Source organism: Fretibacterium sp. OH1220_COT-178, assembly GCF_003860125.1.
GTDB lineage: Bacteria > Synergistota > Synergistia > Synergistales > Aminobacteriaceae > CAJPSE01.
The window spans coordinates 132659-150708 of record NZ_RQYL01000001.1 but is presented as its reverse complement, the minus strand read 5'-3'; the positions used below and the strand labels follow the sequence as shown (position 1 = coordinate 150708).

At 61.5% G+C, this 18050-nt stretch carries 15 protein-coding genes; 14 read left to right on the top strand and 1 reads right to left on the bottom strand.

The window, feature by feature from the left end; genetic code table 11:
* Positions 1-3: 3 nt before the first annotated feature.
* Positions 4-1635: a Na/Pi cotransporter family protein gene (locus EII26_RS00730; RefSeq protein ID WP_124887217.1), complete on the bottom strand. Its 1632-nt coding sequence runs from the start codon at positions 1633-1635 to the stop codon at positions 4-6.
* 381 nt (positions 1636-2016) lie between these two features.
* On the opposite strand from EII26_RS00730, the gene mraZ reads away from it, so the two are divergent.
* The 14 genes from mraZ (at position 2017) to ftsA (ending at position 17862) form a co-directional block, all read left to right on the top strand.
* The gene (gene mraZ / locus EII26_RS00725) at positions 2017-2445 is read left to right on the top strand and encodes a division/cell wall cluster transcriptional repressor MraZ (RefSeq protein WP_124887216.1); all 429 of its coding nucleotides are present in this window, start codon (positions 2017-2019) and stop codon (positions 2443-2445) included.
* The gene (gene rsmH / locus EII26_RS00720; RefSeq protein WP_233572520.1) at positions 2442-3341 is read left to right on the top strand and encodes a 16S rRNA (cytosine(1402)-N(4))-methyltransferase RsmH; all 900 of its coding nucleotides are present in this window, start codon (positions 2442-2444) and stop codon (positions 3339-3341) included. The genes mraZ and rsmH overlap by 4 nt, the downstream gene beginning before the upstream one ends.
* 123 nt (positions 3342-3464) lie before the next feature.
* Positions 3465-3797 (top strand): hypothetical protein, encoded by a 333-nt coding sequence (locus EII26_RS00715; RefSeq protein WP_124887214.1) that lies wholly within the window; start codon positions 3465-3467, stop codon positions 3795-3797.
* Between the two features lie 59 nt (positions 3798-3856).
* Positions 3857-5533: a peptidoglycan D,D-transpeptidase FtsI family protein gene (locus tag EII26_RS00710; RefSeq protein ID WP_124887213.1), complete on the top strand. Its 1677-nt coding sequence runs from the start codon at positions 3857-3859 to the stop codon at positions 5531-5533.
* Entirely contained in the window at positions 5530-7002 is a 1473-nt protein-coding gene (locus EII26_RS00705) for a UDP-N-acetylmuramoyl-L-alanyl-D-glutamate--2,6-diaminopimelate ligase (RefSeq protein ID WP_158612069.1), read from the top strand. The genes EII26_RS00710 and EII26_RS00705 overlap by 4 nt, the downstream gene beginning before the upstream one ends.
* 99 nt (positions 7003-7101) lie before the next feature.
* Positions 7102-8508, top strand: a complete 1407-nt coding sequence (locus EII26_RS00700) for a UDP-N-acetylmuramoyl-tripeptide--D-alanyl-D-alanine ligase (RefSeq protein WP_124887211.1) — start codon at positions 7102-7104, stop codon at positions 8506-8508.
* Positions 8505-9446, top strand: a complete 942-nt coding sequence (locus tag EII26_RS00695) for a phospho-N-acetylmuramoyl-pentapeptide-transferase (protein ID WP_124887210.1) — start codon at positions 8505-8507, stop codon at positions 9444-9446. The genes EII26_RS00700 and EII26_RS00695 overlap by 4 nt, the downstream gene beginning before the upstream one ends.
* 28 nt (positions 9447-9474) lie before the next feature.
* Positions 9475-10851, top strand: coding sequence for a UDP-N-acetylmuramoyl-L-alanine--D-glutamate ligase (gene murD, locus EII26_RS00690; RefSeq protein ID WP_124887209.1), 1377 nt, complete (start codon positions 9475-9477; stop codon positions 10849-10851).
* Entirely contained in the window at positions 10848-11996 is a 1149-nt protein-coding gene (locus tag EII26_RS00685; RefSeq protein WP_124887208.1) for an FtsW/RodA/SpoVE family cell cycle protein, read from the top strand. The genes murD and EII26_RS00685 overlap by 4 nt, the downstream gene beginning before the upstream one ends.
* A gap of 67 nt (positions 11997-12063) precedes the next feature.
* A complete protein-coding gene (locus EII26_RS00680) occupies positions 12064-13140 on the top strand; it encodes a UDP-N-acetylglucosamine--N-acetylmuramyl-(pentapeptide) pyrophosphoryl-undecaprenol N-acetylglucosamine transferase (RefSeq protein ID WP_158612068.1) in 1077 nt (358 codons plus the stop codon).
* 112 nt (positions 13141-13252) lie between these two features.
* Positions 13253-14641: a UDP-N-acetylmuramate--L-alanine ligase gene (murC, locus tag EII26_RS00675; RefSeq protein ID WP_233572519.1), complete on the top strand. Its 1389-nt coding sequence runs from the start codon at positions 13253-13255 to the stop codon at positions 14639-14641.
* Positions 14619-15719: a UDP-N-acetylmuramate dehydrogenase gene (gene murB / locus EII26_RS00670; protein WP_124887205.1), complete on the top strand. Its 1101-nt coding sequence runs from the start codon at positions 14619-14621 to the stop codon at positions 15717-15719. The genes murC and murB overlap by 23 nt, the downstream gene beginning before the upstream one ends.
* Positions 15720-15981: 262 nt before the next feature.
* Positions 15982-16578 carry a hypothetical protein gene (locus EII26_RS00665; RefSeq protein ID WP_124887204.1) on the top strand — a complete coding sequence of 199 codons (597 nt, stop codon included), beginning with the start codon at positions 15982-15984 and terminating at the stop codon, positions 16576-16578.
* Positions 16579-17862, top strand: a complete 1284-nt coding sequence (gene ftsA, locus EII26_RS00660) for a cell division protein FtsA (protein WP_124887203.1) — start codon at positions 16579-16581, stop codon at positions 17860-17862.
* Positions 17863-18050 lie beyond the last annotated feature (188 nt).

Sequence of the window (18050 nt, the reverse complement as noted above, 5' to 3'; positions counted from 1 at the left end):
AAATCAGCCCTGAGACGAAGGCCGCGTGAGCGAGGAGATATCGTGGGTGAAGTAGGCGATGTTGTGGCTGTGGTCGCCGATACGCTCGAGGTTGCTCAGGATGTCGATGAAATGAACGCCCTTCTCCGGGTCGCACTCGCCCCGGTTCAGACGGTCGATGTGGTTCTTGCGGAACTGTTTTTCCTGCGTATCGATGCGGTTTTCGAGATCGTGAATCACGTAATTCGCCTGGTCCGTGTCCTCGGTCTTGAGGGACAGAATTGCGCAGGATACGGCTTCCTCGGCCGTATCGAACATCGCCCAGAACTCCTCGTTGGCCTGTGGGGAGAAGTGCGAGCCATCGTCGAGACGCACCTCGCTCAGCTCCATGAGATTTTCCAGGTGATCCCCCACGCGCTCGAGGTCTCCCGAGGCATTGACGTAGCAGCCCAGGACGGTGGAGACCTCCCCGGAGAGGCCGCGCTGCCAGATTTCCGAGGCGTAGGAGGATATCCCCTTGTTGAGCTCATTGAGAAGTTTTTCCTGCTCCATGAAGTCGTCGGCCAGAGAGGCGGTCTCGGGTTCCGAATAGGCACGGCGGGTGATCCGGAGCATGTTCTGGGCGATCTGTCCCATGTGCAGCAGCTCGTCCTTGACGGCCTCGACGGCCGCGGCCGGGGAGGCGTCGAGAAGCTTCTTGTCCAGATAGAGCGTGTCCTCGACCCTCGTGGGGGCGGAGATGGGAATGAGCGCCTGGATCATTCGGGCGAAGAGGGAGGCGAAGGGGATAAAGATGATGGTGTTGGCGATATTGAAGATGGTATGAGCGTTGGCGAGCTGACGGCCGACGTCCGTGGCCGTGTGGATCACGACGAGCTTGTAGAAGGGGAGGAAAATGAGGAAGATCAAAACTCCGAAAAGGTTGAAGAGCACGTGAGCCGCGGCGGCCTGTTTTGCGTAGCGGTTGGTGCCGAGTGCGGCCAGCACGGCCGTGATGGTGGTGCCGATGTTGTCCCCCAGAATGATGGGAATGGCGACGTCGAGTCCCAGAAGCCCCTGGGAGGCCATGGCGATCGTCAGGCCGATGGTGGCGGCGCTGGACTGGACGATCATGGTGAGGATCGTTCCGGCCAGAACGCCGTAGAGAGGGTTGGCGCCGAGAAAGAGCAAGAAGTCGCCTTGGGAGGCCATGAACTTCGTGGCGCTTTCCATCGTCTGCATTCCCATGAAGAGAAGGCCGAATCCGACGATCCCATTCCCGGTGTAGCGCTGCTTCTTGGATTTTCCGAATAGGGCCAGGGCTACCCCGAGGGCGATGAAGGGAAGGGCGAAGTCCTTGATTTTGAAGGCGATGATCTGGGCGGTTACGGTGGTGCCGATGTTGGCGCCCATGATGATGCCGATGGCCTGCTTGAGGGTCATCAGCCCCGCGTTGACGAAGCTGACGGTCATGACGGTCGTTCCGCTGCTGCTCTGGATGAGCACGGTGACGAGAATGCCGATGAATACCCCTCTGAGCGGAGTCTTCGTCAACGTCCCTATCAGGTGCCTCATGCGATCACCTGCGATGAATTGCAGCGCCTCACTCATCAGCTTGATCCCATAGAGAAAAAGTCCGACTCCACCGGCGACCTGAAGCAATGTCGATACGTCCACGGGCGATTGACCTCCAAGAATATGTTATTCAGACACAAAACAAACATGGGGTTCGAGGCAAAACCCCGAATCCCTATCTCTTCACCGTTCCGCACTTCGCGTTTCCGCCAAGCCCTTCGGGCTCGTTTCCAATCTCTATGTCATCTCTGTATGGAAGTATAGCACTTTCGCCCATCCGTTTTTTGCGCTTCGATGGGTCGCTGAGGGAGCTTGTTTGAAATCACCTTGAGGAATCCTTAAAAATGGGTCTTTAGGCTCTTTGTGTTTGAGCCTAAAGACCCTTCAGTTATTTTGCGTAAATGCTATTGTGGGAGAAAATGTCATAAAATGGAGCTATGTAGGATAAAGTGGGGCAAAAGGGAGCGACGGTGAGACGCCTTCATGTTGATGGGAACCTTCGAACATCGTCTGGACACGAAGGCTCGTCTGGTCCTTCCGGCGAAGTTCCGGGAGAGGCTGGGCGATGTCATCGTCGCTGCGATCGGAATGGAAAACTGCGTGTCCCTCTATTCTCAGGAGGAGTGGGGCAACTTCACCTCCTGGCTCAAAACGACTTCTTTTCTGGACAGCGAAAGGACCCGAAAGCTCCACAGGCTGATCCTTTCGAGCGCGCACGACCTCTCGATCGATGGGGCAGGGCGAATTTTGTTGCCCGGAGTTCTCCGTGAGTATGCCGCCTTGGAGCAGGATGTCGTGGTCAACGGTGTCAACGACCATGCGGAAATTTGGGATCGGGCGAAATGGGCGAAGTACTGGAGCACGGGGCTCGAGATGCTTCCCGAACTGACGGGGGGAGGGGCGGAGTCGTGACGCACGAACCGGTGCTGTTGGCCGAGGTGCTGGAGTTCCTGAGGACCTCCCTCCACGGGATTGCGGAACCGCGGATTGTCGACGGTACGCTGGGTTTGGGCGGCTACTCGGAGTCCATTCTCGAAGGGCTCCCCGGCGCCAGAGTGCTGGGGGTGGATCGGGATCCCATGGCGATCGCCCTCTCGGAACGAAGGCTCGAGCGTTTTGCCTCGCGTTTCCGCGCCGTGCACGGCGGCTTTGGCGGTATCGGCGCCCTTGTTCGGGAGGACGCGCCGTTCGATGCGCTGGTCTTCGACCTTGGGGTGTCCAACATGCAGCTGAGCGAAGCCGAGCGCGGATTCTCCTTTCAGCACGACGGTCCGCTCGACATGAGGATGGATCCCCACGGAGATGCGCCTACGGCTGCGGAGGTGTTGGAGGAAAAAAGCGCCGAGGAACTTGCCAGGATTTTCTGGGAGTACGGAGGGGAACGGTATTCCCGTCGAATAGCCTCGCGCATCGAGTCGGAGAGGCGCAGGGGGCGGAGGCTCGCGACGACGGGGGATCTCGTCGCCCTGATTCGGGGGCTTCTGCCGGCTCCGGTGCAGAGAAAGATGGGGATCCATCCCGCACGGAGGGTCTTTCAGGCGCTTCGGATATTCGTCAACGACGAGCTGGCGGAGCTCGAATCGATGCTCGAGAGCCTTCCGGGGCTGGCGGCGGAGGGTTGCGTCGTGGTCATCGTCTCCTATCACTCCCTGGAGGACCGTATCGTCAAACATCGATTTCGTGCATGGGAAAAGGAGGAGAAACGGGGCAAGGTGCTGACGCGCCACCCGATTCTTCCCCAGGAAGAGGAGACGGCGCGCAATTTCAAGGCAAGAAGCGCCAAATTGAGGGTTTTCGTTTTTTCTTGAGCATTTTCCCGGGTTCGCTGCGCGGGTGAAGTCTCTCGATGGTGAGCTGGACATGCAGGGGATGGGGAGCTGAAGTCTATCATGAGAAGAGTCGGCAGAAGCTGTGCTGTGAAAAGAAATTTTATGGCCGGGGTTTTTCTGACCCTGATCGTCATCTCGATTCTGGGGTCGCTTCGCTTTCAAGCCATGCGCTTGGCCTACCGCCTGGACTCCCTGAACAAATCCATAGAAAGCTGTTCCCGGGAGGAGACGGTGCTGAGGCAGGAATTTTCCGGTCTTGTCGCGCCCATCAGGATCTACAGCTACTGCAAGGAGCGACTGGGGATGGAGAAGATTCTCCTTGCGGAGACCCTTCACATACGGGCTCGGGAGGAGCGGCTTGCCGCAGAGCGGATCCCGGAGCCGATAAGGGGTTGGCGCTCGAGGCTGGCCTGGATTTTCGGTGCGCACGACTGAGGGAGGATGAGGCTCCTGGACGCGGCCTTCCCGGCCCCGGGCGATAAGGAGGAGAAGGTTTGAGGCGGCATCGCTCTTTCAGTCCATGGCTCCTGTTCGTCTTCCTGTTTTTGATATGGGGCTGGACGCTGGTGGAGAGGCATTGCCGACCGGACCCCAGGGTGCTGCAGCAATCCCAGCAGCAGTACTGGAGGAGGGTTCCCGTCAAGGCGAACCGAGGAATCATCCAGGATTCCAAGGGCAATGCCCTGGTGATCCCCGAGGTCCTCTCCAGCTTTGCCGCCGACCCTCAACTCATGACGTCCGAGGACAGGCCTCTTTTGAGCCGGGTATTCCCCGAGGGGATCGTCCAAAAGCTGTTCTCCTCGCCGGAGAGCCGGTTTGTCTGGCTCAGGCGGAAGGTCTCCAAGGAGGAGGCCCGAAAAATTCGAGACCTGCGCATCAGGGCCGTCCGGGACATCGACGAGCAGGAGAGGCGATATCCCAACGAACGCCTCCTTTCCCATGTTTTGGGGTTCTGCGACATCGACAACCGGGGCCTGTCCGGGATCGAGCAGTCGTGGAACTCGGTCCTCTACGACCCTCCCGGCTATCGCATCATTATCCGCAGGCCCGGCGCCCACTCGGTCAGTCTGTTGGGGAACGAGGCCGAGCGGAGGCACGTCATGCCCGTTGTGACCCTGACCATAGACAGCAGAATGCAGTATGTGGTCGAGAAGCATCTGTTCAAGACCGCTTCGGATAACGGTGCGAAGTGGGCGGCCGCGATCTGTATGGATCCCTGGACGGGGGCGGTCCTCTCCATGGCCAGCTGGCCCACCTTCGACCCCCGCAACCGCGAGGATTTCAAAAAGGAAGCTCTCTCGAACAACGCTGTCAGCCGCAGCTACGAGCCGGGATCGACCTTCAAGCCCATCTATATGGGCATTGCGCTCGAACAGGGGTGGGCCCGGACAAACGAGACCTTTTCCTGTCCCGCTCGCCTGAAGGTCGCCGATGGCTATGTGGCCGAGGCCTATTCCAGGGCCATGGGCAACATCAGCACGGCGCAGCTGCTCATCAGATCCTCCAATGTGGGAATGGCCCAGATCGGCATTCGGGCGGAAAAGGTCAAGATGTACGAGACCCTTGGAAGCTGGGGATTCGGCATGGAGAGCGACATCGAGCTGCCGGGGGTCGCCAGGGGCATCCTCCCCTTTCCCGAGCAATGGCGCGGTGTCGTGCCGGCCAACATCGCGATAGGGCAGGGGCTGGCCGTGACCCCGCTCCAGCTGATCAACGCCATGGCCGCAGTGGTGAACGGCGGCAAGCTGATGAGTCCCTATATCGTGAAGGAGGCCGTGAACTCCTCGGGAGAGGTCGTCTACAGGGGCGTGCCTCGCGTGATGCGGGAGGTCCTGACCCCCGAGACGGCCCAGTGGCTGAGGCGGACGATGCGTGCCGTGGTGCTCGAGGGGACCGGAAAGGGCGCCAACACCACCATCACGGAGCTGGCCGGAAAGACGGGGACCGCCCAGGTCGCCGAGTCGGGAAAGTACAGCAAAAGCCGCTACGTCGCGTCCTTCATCGGCTTCTGGCCTTACGAAAAACCCCGATACCTCATGCTTTTAGCCATTGGAGAACCTTCGAGCGGACGTTATTACGGGGGCGAGTTGGCCGCCCCTCCCTTCAAGGCGATCGTGGAGGAGATGGCCGAGGTCGAATACTATTCCCCAGAAAAGAGGGAGCCGTCGTGAACGTGAAGTTTTCCGATCTGCTGGCGGTCGTTCGCCGATTGGAGGGAGGCTGTACCGTCGAAGGGAGTGGCTCGGATCCCGTCATAACGGAGGTCTTCTCGGACAGCCGCGGCGTCCGTCCGGGCGCCCTGTTCTGTTGTATTCGTGGAGAGAAAAGCGACGGACACGACTACGTCTCCGCGGCCCGGGAGCAGGGGGCCGTGGCGCTGCTCTGCGAGCGTCCCGTGGAGTCCGGACTCCCCTGTCTCGTGGTCCCCTCGGTTCGTGAAGTCATGGGGGAGGTCGCGGCCGCCGTGTACGGGAATCCGGCCGACAGGCTGCTGATGGTTGGAGTCACCGGGACGAACGGAAAAAGCACCACGACCTATGTCCTGCGCAGTATCCTCGAGGCTGCCGGGATTCGGTCGGGCCTGTTGGGGACGATCGTGGAGAGCGACGGTGCGAGGGAATGGGAGGCGGATCGGACCACGCCGGAGAGCTGCGTCGTGCAACGCCGCCTCGCGGCAATGGTGCGGAACGGCTGTGGGGCCTGTGTCATGGAGACCTCCTCTCACGGACTTTTTCTGGGGCGTCTCGGGGGCTGTCGTTTCGACGTCCCGATCTTCACGAATCTGAACCCCGAACACCTGGATTTCCACAAGGAGATGGAGCACTACTTTCAGGCCAAACGCCTCCTGTTCTCGCGTTATGCCCGAACGGGCTCCCTGGGGGCGGTCAACGCCGACGATCCTTATGGTCGGCGGCTCCTGGAGGAGTTTCCCGACGGGGTGAGGGGGTTTGCCCTCGACTCCGACGCCTTTGCTCGGGTCATGGCGTCCCGGACCGGTCTGGAGGGCACCGTCCTGTCCGTGGCGATGCGCGGCCTTCCGGATCTTGAACTGAAAAGCCCTCTGGTGGGGCACTTCAACGTCTGGAATGTCCTGGCGGGGGTTACGGCGCTGCGGGGCCGCGTGGACGACGACGCGATCATACGAGGGGTCGCGGCCATTCCTCAGGTCCCCGGACGTCTGGAGAAGCATCTTCTGCCGAATGGGGCCTGCTGCTTCATCGATTTCGCCCACACCCCGGAGGCCCTGAGGAACGTGCTCTCCGCCGCACGTAAGCTCTGCTCCGGGAGACTGATATCGGTCTTCGGACACGGGGGAGGACGGTATCCCCTCAATCGTCCCGCGCTGGGCAGGGTTGCGGCGGACCTCGCGGACCTCGTGATCGTGACGATGGACAACCCCAGGGACGAGGATCCCGCCGACATCGCGGCCGGAATCGTCCAGGGGGTGGAGGCGTCCGGCGGCGCGCGGCATCGGGTCATCCTGGACCGCAAAGAGGCCGTATGCACGGCACTCAGCGTCGCGGTTGCGGGAGATGTGGTGGTGGTCTCCGGAAAGGGACCGGAGAGGTACCTGCAGATCGGAAGGGAGAAGATCCCCTACAGCGACGCGGAGACGGTGGAGGCGTGGAGCCGATCTTGAGAAAACACCGTACGCGTATTCGGGAAGGGCAAACGGCGGTGCTTCCAGACGAGCCGTTTCTGAAGCGCTCCTGAGCGAAGCAGGAGGAGGACGATAGGCGTGGATAAACCTGCTGGTCTTTCGGTCGGGGAGATGTTCTCCCTGATCGACGTGGACGTGGAGAGTTCGTTCGGGGCCCTTCCGTTTCCGGGGCACGTCGCGACGGACAGCCGGCACGTGGAACGCGGAGGCGTTTTCGTCGCCCTGGAGGGGGAGCGGACGGACGGGCATCGATACATTTCGCAGGCCGTCGAGAAGGGAGCCGCCCTGATTGTCGTGCGACGGGGCAAGCGTCCTCCGGAGATCCTCGTCCCCTGCGTCGAATTGGAGAATCCGGAATTCGATCTGGCCCGGATGGCGTCGCTCTATCTCGATAGGGTCGCGCCCGGAGAGGTGGTCGCCGTCACAGGCAGTGTCGGGAAGACGACGACCCGGGAGGCCCTGCGCCGTGTTTTGGAAAGGCGTTTTCGGGTCCACTCGGCGGACCGGAGCCTGAACACCCGCATCGGCTGTACCGCGACGGTGCTGGCTATGCCGGTCGATACCGAGCTGCTGCTTCTGGAGTTCGGGGCCAACAAAGCGGGGGAGATTGCCGAGTTGTCGTCGCTCTTCCCGCCGACGACGGCCTTGGTCACCGAGGTGGCGCCGGTCCATCTGGAGGGGTTCGTCTCCGTCGAGGGCGTTCTGCAAGCCAAGATGGAGATTGCCCGCTCCAGGCGGCTGCGCCGTTTTCTCTACAACTTCGATAACATTCTGCTTCGCGAGGCTGCCGCCCGGCTGAAAACCGCTGCGGTGGTCTCCGTCGGGTCGGACGTCGGAGCCGATTTTCGCATTCGAGACCCTCGCTTCGAGATGGAAAACGGGGCGCCCGTCCTCTCCTTCGTTTTGGAAGGAGCCGACCATCGGGCGCATTTTCGCGTCGGCGTCTGGGGGCGGCACCTGGCGCTGCCTTTGTCCTTTGCCGCTGCGGCGGCCCAGCTGTTGGAGATCCCCTTGGGCTCCGTCCCTTCTTTTCTCGGCGCTTTCGAGGGGCTCGAAGGAAGAGGGCGGGTCCTCCCGGCCGTCGGACGAAGCGGTTTTGTCGTCGACGATGCCTACAACGCCAACCCGCTCTCCATGCGTTCGTCCCTGGAGACCTTTCTCGCCCTTCCGCCGATGGGACGCAGGGTCGCGATCCTGGGGGAGATGCGGGAGATGGGGCAGGATGCCCTCCGCTACCACGCGGAGCTCGAGCCTCTGCTCGATGAACTGGACGAGGCCGTGCTGGTCGGGGAGATCTGGCGGAGGGCCCTTGGGGAAAGGACGAGCCGACGTTTCGTCCGAAACTGGCAGGAGGCTCTGGAAGCCGCGTCGGAGGCCGACTGGACCGGACTGCTGGTGAAAGGGTCCAACAGCATGCAGCTCCAGAAGGTCGTCGAGGCCCTTTCGGCAAACGACGCTGCCTCCGGGGGGGCGGTGCTGCCGTGATCCGGGCGACCCTGTGGGGAGGAATTTTTTTTCTCCTGGGCTTGGCGCTTCAGTTCGCCTGGATCGAGGTTCAGCGGCGGCTGAGCGTCGTGCAGGCTCAAAAGAGCTACGGCGTCGGAATCGACGTCGAGATCAAGGCCGCAACCCCGCCGATGGGAGGCTGCGTCTTTCTGGTTCTGGCCGTTTTTGCCCTTTTTCTGACCTGGGGAGGGGACTCCCTTCTGTTCTGGTCCCTGCCGTTGGCGGGAGGGGCCATAGGCCTTGCCGACGACGGGATGAAATTCTTCAGCCGCTCCAGCGAGGGGTTCCGGAGCCTGGCCAAGCTGAAGGTTCAGCTTCTCGTCTGCGGAGTGTGGACGTTCCTCGTTTTTTTGCGCGGAGACCTGACGCTCTGGCCGGGGGTATCGGGGCCGGTGTGGCTCGTCCTTCCCCTGGCGCTTCTGGGGGTCGTTGGGATGATGAATGCCGTCAACATCACGGACGGCCTGGACGGCCTGGCTGGGGGATGTTTCCTGATCGCTTTGGGGCCTCTGGCCTGCCTGATCCCAGGTTCCGAATTCAACCTGTTGACGATAGCCCTTTTGTGTGCGATCGCAGCGAGCTTCCTGTTCTATAACCTCCATCCCGCTCGGACTTTCATGGGAGACACCGGGGCGCATTTCCTCGGGGGGGCCCTGGCGGCGCTCTGCGTCACGAACGGCAGGCTTCTGGCTTTGATCCCGGTGGGCTTCCTGTTTGGGGTCGAGCTGCTCTCCTCCGCGATCCAGATTTTTACCATAAGGAAGCTCAACAGGAAGGTGTTCAGGATGGCCCCGCTGCATCATCACTTTCAGCGTCTGGGGTGGGATGAAACCTCGGTAACGATGAGGTTCTGGCTTGTTCAGGCCGTCGGGTCCCTCTGGCTGTCGGCGCTTTTCGCCGCACTGCTCGATGAATGAGTGCTTTCGACGGGGAGGGAGTGGACGCATGGAGAGGTCGGTGTCGAGTTCCTTGAATTTGAAGGGAAAACGAATCACGGTCGTCGGGGCCGGGGTCAGCGGCCGGGAGCTGGCGCTTCTGGCCGGACGGCTGGGGGCCCGTGTCTTTGTCTCTGAGAGGGGGCCTATTCCCGCCGAGACCATGGCCCTGTTTCAAGAGAATGGAATCGAGTGGGAGATGGAGGGGCATACGGAAAAAGCCTTCATGGCTGAGGCCCTGCTGCTCAGCTCGGGTATCCCCCCCCGTTCCGGGGTCGTCCAGGAAGCGATACGGCGCGGGATTCCCCAGGTCGGGGAACTGGATCTCGTCGCCCCGCACCTTTGCGGAAAGATCGTCGCGGTGACCGGAAGCAACGGTAAGAGCACGGTAACGTCGCTCGTCGGACACATGCTTCGCAGGGCCGGCTGGGAGGTCGGTGTGGGGGGAAATCTCGGTACGGCAGCCTCTACCTTCACGGACCGGAACTTAGATGCCGTGGTTCTGGAGCTGAGCAGCTTTCAGCTGGCCCGGGCCTCCGTGCTTTCCGCAGCCGTGTCCGTTGTTACGAATCTGGCTCCGGACCACATCGACTGGCACGGCAGCTACGAGGCTTATGTGGAGGCCAAGGCCGAGGTCCTCAAACTCAGGGCGCCGGGGGGATGGGGTATCGTCCAGGACAGGGATGTCGAGGCCTTGAACGCCCCGAATGCCGAGAGAATTCTGACTTTGGGTTGGAGCAGGGAGCCGCTGCACCGAACGGCCGGGCACATTTTTATGGATGACGACAGGGCTTGGTTGATCCTGGACGGCGAGGAGCTGCCCCTCTTTCTCTATTCGGAGACCTCCCTGTTGGGGGGGCACAATCGAGAGAACGTCGCGATGAGCCTGGCCGCGATCCGATTGCTGGGAGTGGACCGGCCGGCCCGCGATCTGATCGAGGGGTTTGCCCCTCTGCCTCATCGTTGCGAGCACGCCGGGGTCATCGACGGAGTCGTCTACGTGGACGACTCCAAGGGGACGAACGTCGCTGCGTCCGTCACGGCCATGACCTCCTTGGAGGGGCGCAAGATCGTGATCCTGGGAGGACGGGGCAAGGGGGAGGATTATGCCCCGTTGGCAGAGGCCGTCCTGAGGGAGGCGGACGCTGCGGTTCTTCTGGGCGAGGAGCGGGAGGCTATCGCGAGGGCGCTCGGCCGAGCCGGGTTCTCCGCCGTCCATGAGGCCGGCGACATGGAGGAGGCCGTACGAATCGCGCGGAAGCTTGCGACCCCCGGAATGACCGTACTGCTCTCCCCGGCCTGCACCAGTTGGGACATGTACGCGAATTACGGGCAGAGGGGCGATCACTTCTGTGGGATCGTCCAAACTTTGGCGGCCGAGTCGTGAGGGCCTTCGACGAAGGCGAGCGTTCGAGGGTGAGCGGCCCCTGGCTGATCTGGGGCATTCCCTTGGTCCTCAGCTTGTGCGGGCTCGTCATGATTGCCTCCCTGTCCCTGAGGAACAGCATGGATGGCGGAGAACCCTACGCCCAAATCCTCAAACAGGCCCGATTTTTCGTGTTCGGGCTCGTCCTGATGGTGATTTGTGCCCTGACTCCACTCAAATTGCTCCGTCGCTATGGCTGGATCCTCTGGATTTTTTCCCTGTTGCTCGTTTCCCTCACGCTCGTTTCGGGAATAGGCATCAAGGTGGGGGGGGCCCGGCGCTGGCTGGCCCTTGGACATGTGCGTTTTCAGCCTCTGGAGCTTCTGTTGTTCTCGGTGCCGATTTTCATGGCGGACCGTCTGGACCGGTCCAGGCGGTCGGGGAGGCAGGCCTTCTTAAGGCCGACGTTGACGGTGGCGTTTTTCTCCGTCCTGCCTCTTTTGTTTCAACCGAACCTGGGCGGGACCATTCTGGTCACGGGCATCTGCCTGATGATGCACGCCGAGAGGCAGGGATGGAGCTACCCGCTGCTGGGCGGTTTCCTGATGGCGACGATTTTTGCGCTGCTGATCTGGATGGAACCCTACAGGATGAGGCGTTTGATGGCGTTTTTGGATCCCTGGTCGGACCCGATGAACAAGGGATTTCAGATCATCCAGGGATTGGTCGCCTTCTGCAACGGAAGGATCTTCGGGGTTGGGATCGGCAAGGGATTGCAGGAGGACGCATACCTGCCCGCGGCGCAGACCGACTACATCTTCCCGGCCATCGGCGAGGAGTTCGGGCTGGTGGGGACGTTGCTGCTCCTATCGCTCTATGCGGTATGGACGATACGCATCTATCGGATCTATCGGCGTTGCACGAGCCCCTTCCTGTCCGCCCTGACCCTGGGGCTGACGACGTCGGTGATCGGGCCGATGTTCGTCAATCTGGGAGGGGTCATGAAACTGATGCCCCTGACGGGCATTCCGCTTCCCTTTATCAGTGCGGGGGGGAGCGCGATGATTTTCATGTGGGCCAAAGTGGGCATTTTGATGCGCATCAACGGCTTCCTGAATCGGGAGGAGGCCCGGCATGCCTCGTTCGAAGGGATGCCACGGCGGTGAGAGCCGTTTCCGGCCTGTGGCGACGGGGGAATGGGAGATGGAGAAAGAGGCTTCGAGGGAGAGGCCGATGAGGGTGTTGATCGCGGCCGGTGGGACCGGAGGACACATCTTTCCCGCAACGGTTTTTGGGCGCTGGATCGAGGCGCACCGTGGCGCCTCGGTTTCCTATCTGTCGGGTGCCCGCCCATTGGAGGAGGAGATCTACAAGGCTCAAGGAATTGCGCCTCACAAGCTCTCCCTTGAGGGGTCTCCGCTGGGAGTGCGGTCTCCGGTACGGATTCTGCGCCGTTTTCTCGGGCTTCTCAAGAGCATGGGGGAGACGGTCCGCTGCCTGGCCCGGACGAGGCCCGAGGTCTGCTTCCTCTTTGGTGGATATGTGTCGTTTCCCCCGCTCTTGCTCTGCAAGGTGAAGAAAATTCCAGTCGTGATCCACGAGCAGAACGCCGTCGCCGGGCGGGTGACCCGCCTGGCCTCACGGATGGGGGCCTCGGTGGCATCGGGCTGGAGCGAGTGCTTGGGGGTACGGAAGCCCTTTTCCCATGTAGGCATTCCCGTGCGTCCTCCCGGGCGTGTTCCTCGTCTCGATGCCCTCCATTCGTTGGGGCTGAATTGCACGGCCGAGGGGACATGGGTGGGGGTGATCGGGGGTTCTCTAGGCAGCCGCAGTCTTGTGGAGAAAGCTCTCCTTGCGGCTGCTTCGTTCGAAAAACGCGGCATCGACGTCAAATTCTTGTTCCTGGGAGAGCAGCCGGATGGGCCGCTCCCCCAAAATGTTCATTTTGTCGGACGAAGATGGGATATGAACCCCTTCTACTCGCTTTGCGACGTTCTGGCCTGCCGGGCGGGAGGCTCGACTCTGGCGGAGGCCATGGCATGGGGCATTCCTGCCGTGGCCGTTCCCTGGGAGGGCGCGGCGGAGGGGCACCAGGAGCGAAATGCCCGCTGTTTTGCGGAGTCCGGCGGAGGGATTGTCTGGAGGGAAAGCGGCGATGGATCCTTGGAGGATGCCATCGAGAGACTGTTTTCTGAGGGCCGCAGGTCCTCCTTGAAAAAGCCGAAAGACTGTGTCTGCCCGTTGCTCTGGTCCTTAATTCATCCTCAAAGAGGCGCCGAGTCGGGTCTGGGGCAGATACCTTTGATATAATGCCGCCGAGGGCCCTCCGCCTTTCGGTTTTCGGGGCTGGGGCTTCAGGGCGCCTGGGCGTCGAAGTTTTTCTTGGAAGGGCGTTTTGCGTACCATGTCGGAATTTTCTGGAGTGACACGGATTCATCTGATGGGGATCGGGGGCTCGGGGATGAGTTCGCTGGCCGGGTTGCTCTTCCAGATGGGGTGCACGGTCAGCGGATGCGATCTGGAGCGCGGGGCCTGCATCGAGAGCTTGGAGTCTCGGGGGGTGGAGTGCCTGGTCGGGCATTCGCACGAGCACGTCGAAAGGTTCGATCCTCAGCTGGTGATCTACAGCAGTGCCATTGCCGAGAACTGCACGGAGCTGTCCTTCGCCCGGGAAAGGGGCGTCCGGACGGTCGGGCGCGGAAGGGCGCTGAGCTGGATGTTCAATCAGGCGGAGGGCGTCGGTGTCGCGGGCACCCACGGGAAGACGACCACCTCGTCCATGATCAGCCTGATCCTGGAGCGAGCCGGCTTGTCCCCCACCGTGTATGTGGGGGCCGAGGTTCAGGACATAGGCGCGAACGCACGGCTCGGAGAGGGAGCTGCATTCGTGGCCGAGCTGGACGAGAGCGACGGATCCTTCGAGTATTTTCACCCCTCCCTCGCGGTCGTGACCAACATAGACTGGGACCACGTCGACCATTTTCGGTCTCGTGAGGATGTCGTGGAGGCCTTCGTCCGTTTCGCCGAGGGACGAAAAACCCATGCGCCGCTTGTGGTCTGCGCCGAGGACGAGGGAGCCCGGGAGATGCTGCAGCTTCTTGAGGGGCGGGAGGTGACGGGACCTGTCGTTCGTTACGGCTGGGGCCATGTCTGGGATTGGGGGGCGCTTGACTTGCTTCACAGGCCTGGGGGCGGGGTATCCTGTGTCGTCTGCCGCCGCGGTGAGATGATGGGACGCATCGAGATGGCCGTCTCCGGTGCGCACAACGTCCTGAATGCACTGGCCGCATTGGCCGTTTCCGATGCCCTGGGAGTGCCCTTTGCCTCCGCGGCGGAGGCGCTCAGGACCTTTCGTGGGGCCAAGCGGAGGCTCGAGACCCTGGGTACGCGCCATGGCGTGCTGGTGGTCGACGACTACGCCCATCATCCCACCGAGCTTGCGGCTACCCTCGACGCCATGAGAAAGGCCCATCCCGGCCGTCGTCTCGTGGCGGTTTTCCAACCACACCGCTATAGCCGCACCGCGGCGTTCCTGGGGCCTTTGGCCTCCGTGCTCGAAGGTGCGGATATCGTTCTTCTGCTTCCCGTCTATGGAGCGGGAGAAGCCGTCCTCTCCGAGGTGTCCTCCGAGGAGATCGCGGATAGAATGAGGTCGAACGGTCGCTCATGCTATCTCTGTGAAAACGAAGAGAAGGCGCTCTCTACCCTGGAAGCCCTTACGAGGGAGGGGGATGTGCTCCTGACCTTGGGGGCGGGGAGCATATCCCGTCTGGGCGGTCTTTTTCTGGATGGGACGGGGGTGGGGCGTTGATCCGTTTTCTTTGCCTTTTCCGAATAGGGAGGCATGGCTTATAATGAAAACCATTATTGCCGGGGGCACCCCCCTTGAATCTCCGCCGGGCGGAGATTTGCCCCGGAGGCCCCCTCGGGAAACAGCGGATGGTTTCAGGAAAACATTGCATTGCCCTCTGGAGCGAAATAAGCTCTTGGCGCCCCTTTCCACCCTCGGGGTGGGAGGGTATGCGGAATATTATGCGGAACCGTCCGACCTGGAGGACTTTTTGCTTCTGCACCGGCTGGCTCGGGAGGAAAACATGCCCCTTTACGTTTTGGGGGGAGGGAGCAATGTCGTCTTTGCGGATGGATCGTTCTCGGGCATTGTGGTCTCGACCCGAAGGTGGACCGCCGTCTGGCAGATCCCGATGGGGGACCGCGTCGTTGTGGACGTCCAAGCGGGGCATGTCCTCGCCTCCCTTGTGTCGGGAACGGCGAAGGACGGTTTGTCGGGCTTGGAGTTTGCCCTGGGGATCCCCGGAACCATTGGAGGGGCCGTCGCCGGGAACGTCGGAGCCGGAGGGCGGAGCATAGGGGAGTGCCTGGACGAAGTCGTCGCCATAGAGCCCGATGGGTCGCTTCGCAGATGGAGGCGAGGAGAGTTTTCCTGTTCCTACCGCAGGTGCTCTCTGTTGGAGGCGGGGCGCCTTTTGCTGTCCTGTAAGCTGTCCTTCAGTCCCGGGCCCAGAATCGAGATCGAGGCACGTCTGCGGCATTTTCGTTCCGTTCGGGGCATACAGCCTCACGGAGGGAGAAGCGCGGGGTGCAGCTTCAAAAATCCCGAGGGGGAGAGTGCAGGCCGGCTGCTGGACTTGTGCGGGTGCAAGGGAATAAGTTCGGGGGATGCCGTCGTCTCCGACCGACACGCCAATTTTATACTGAACCGCGGCAGAGCGACCGCCGAGGAGGTCCTTTCCCTGATGAGGATCTGTCGGAATCGGGTCTTGGAGCACACGGGCATTCTGCTCGAACCCGAGGTCCGGTTCCTGGGGTGGGGGCTGAGCTTTGGGGACAACGGGGATGGTTCGATGCTCCAGATGACATCGGGAAACTGAATTCGGGAGGCTCCGCTTGTGGGTTTCCGTCAGTCCGGGATTTTATGACATTGGGGGAGCCAGGGGTTTGCGATGTTCGAAAATGGCGTTGCTCGCAGCGTTCCTTGGGTTTGCGTGGCGGCTTTACGAATATAACGGATGGATGTCGCTGAGCGGCTACCGTGTCGAAGCTCAAAGCCCGGCTTTGGAAAGGCGTCTTTGGGATGTTTTTCCGCCCAGATGTCTGCGGTTCTGGCCGTTTTTTCTCGGGGATGCCGAGGGAGTGGGAGGGGTTCTGGAACGCCTTCTGCCGGTCTCCGTATCCACGCGGATGCCCGAGTGGGGGCGATTTGTCACTACGGTGAAGTGGCTTGTGCCGTGGGTGAGGGTGAGGTGGCGCGGCCGTGTTTGGTGCATATCCAGGGAGGGCCGTATGTGGAATCCTGCGGAGCTGGACGAGTTGCCCGCGCCCGCGGGGCCTTCGGACGCCGAGGGGCCGATCTGGCAGTTTGCTCAATTGAGCGACGACATGCGTCCTCTTCCCTCGGGGGTCTTCACGTCTCCGGTATCGCTTGACGCCATCGTCGTTTTTTTGCAGGAGTATCAGGATTATTCCTGGTTCGGATCCGTTCGGGAGATTGTTTTGGACCGCAGGGCGGGGGCCGATCTGTTTCGTCTGAATCTGGTACGAGGCAAGCAGAGGTTCGAGGTCCTGATTCAGCGGAGCAAATACAGTGGGCAGGAGCTGGGGGCCATGCTGGAGGAGATTCTGATGAGGCTTTCGAAAGAGGGCGGCAACCACAGGATCGATGCCACTTACGAGGGGAAGGTATTACTGAGAAAATTACCCGGCGGGCCAAAAGAAGGGAGTCTGAAGTAATTGCAGAGGGAGTCGGATACCTTAGTCGGACTTAGCGTTGGAACCACGAAGGTCACCCTTATCGTGGCGGGAAGGGACCCGCGCTATCAGGATTCCGTCCAGGTGATCGGTGTGGGATGCTCCCCTTCTCGAGGCATTTCCAAGGGCGTCATCGTCAACTTGAACGAGGCGACGGAGTCCGTCCTCAACGCAGTACGGGATGCCGAGAATATTGTGGGGCAGAGATTGACCTCGGCGATTGTCGCCTTCAACTCCCTGGACGTGAACAGCGTCATGACGGAGGGGATGGTCGCCCTGGGAGGGCGGGAGCCCAGCCGGGTAGAGATTTCCGATCTGGAACGCGTTATCGAGGCAGCCCAGAGCCGTCTTTCTCCATCCAAGAACACACTCTCCGTCCATACGATCCCCGTTCGCTACTCCTTGGACGATCGTCCCGTCGACGAACCTATCAACATGACGGGGATGCGCCTCGAGATGGCGCTGCAGACCGTATCGGTGCCCAAAACCTACGTGCAGAACGTCATCACCTGCGTCGAAGGTGCCGGTATTCAGGTGGAGGGCCTGGTCCTCAAGCCTCTGGCCTCCGCGCTCGGTTCGCTGACGCAGGAGGAGATGCGCGTTGGGGTCGTTTCTCTCTCGATAGGGGGCGGTTCCACGGGGCTCGTTCTGTATCAGGCCGGGCGTCCCTTCAGAATCCTCAGCGTTCCCATCGGCGGGGACCACATCACCAACGATTTGGCGGGGGTGCTCCGCATTCCGCTTCGGAGGGCCGAGGAACTTAAGAAACGTCTTTTCGTCGATGACGAGGAGACGCTTCGGAGGGAGGGAATCGACGTCGGTCTCGCCCTTGAGGTGCTTTGTTCCCGGGTCGAGGAGCTGTTCGTCGATCATGTGCGCGAAGCGCTGCGGGATTGCGATCCTCAGATTTTCCCCGGCGGGATCGTCCTGTCCGGAGGGGTCGCCAAGACCCCCGGCATCGGCGATATGCTCTCCGATATCCTTCAGATGCCGGTCCGCATTGCGAACCCCGGAGACCTCTATTCCATGCCTCCCGGCCGGGAGGACTCGGCCTACGTCAGCGCGGCGGGGCTTTTGCGCTACATTCTGTATCGACGGCGCTATACGCACCTTTTCATCGAGCCCACGCCTACGGAGATGCGCCTGTCGCCGAGAACGATCGTGAAGGAGGTCGGGGAGCCCTATCGCGTTCCGGCCGCAGCCCCGAGGTGGAATATGAAGAACATGCTGGAGAAGCTGAAGGAGAACCTCAAAGAGCTTTTTTAGGTGAATGTGCGTGGAAACGCTGGTTGAGCTTTCGCTCCTTTTTCGGAACGTTCGGGGTGAGGTTCCATCGACGGACGGGTTTTCGAGAGCCTCGGGTTTATTGCCCGGGGCGTTCCGGCGCATCGTCATGCGGACCTTCACAGGATCGGTTGCCCTTGATCCTGCAGGGACGGGGCGGCGGCGGCAGA

Excerpts from the sequence above, each read along its gene's own strand:
- EII26_RS00680 (WP_158612068.1), top strand. The coding sequence starts at position 12,064 with ATGAGGGTGTTGATCGCGGCCGGTGGGACCGGAGGACACATCTTTCCC.
- EII26_RS00715 (WP_124887214.1), top strand. The coding sequence starts at position 3,465 with ATGGCCGGGGTTTTTCTGACCCTGATCGTCATCTCGATTCTGGGGTCG.
- murD (WP_124887209.1), top strand. The coding sequence starts at position 9,475 with ATGGAGAGGTCGGTGTCGAGTTCCTTGAATTTGAAGGGAAAACGAATC.
- murB (WP_124887205.1), top strand. The coding sequence starts at position 14,619 with ATGGGACGGGGGTGGGGCGTTGATCCGTTTTCTTTGCCTTTTCCGAAT.
- mraZ (WP_124887216.1), top strand. The coding sequence starts at position 2,017 with ATGTTGATGGGAACCTTCGAACATCGTCTGGACACGAAGGCTCGTCTG.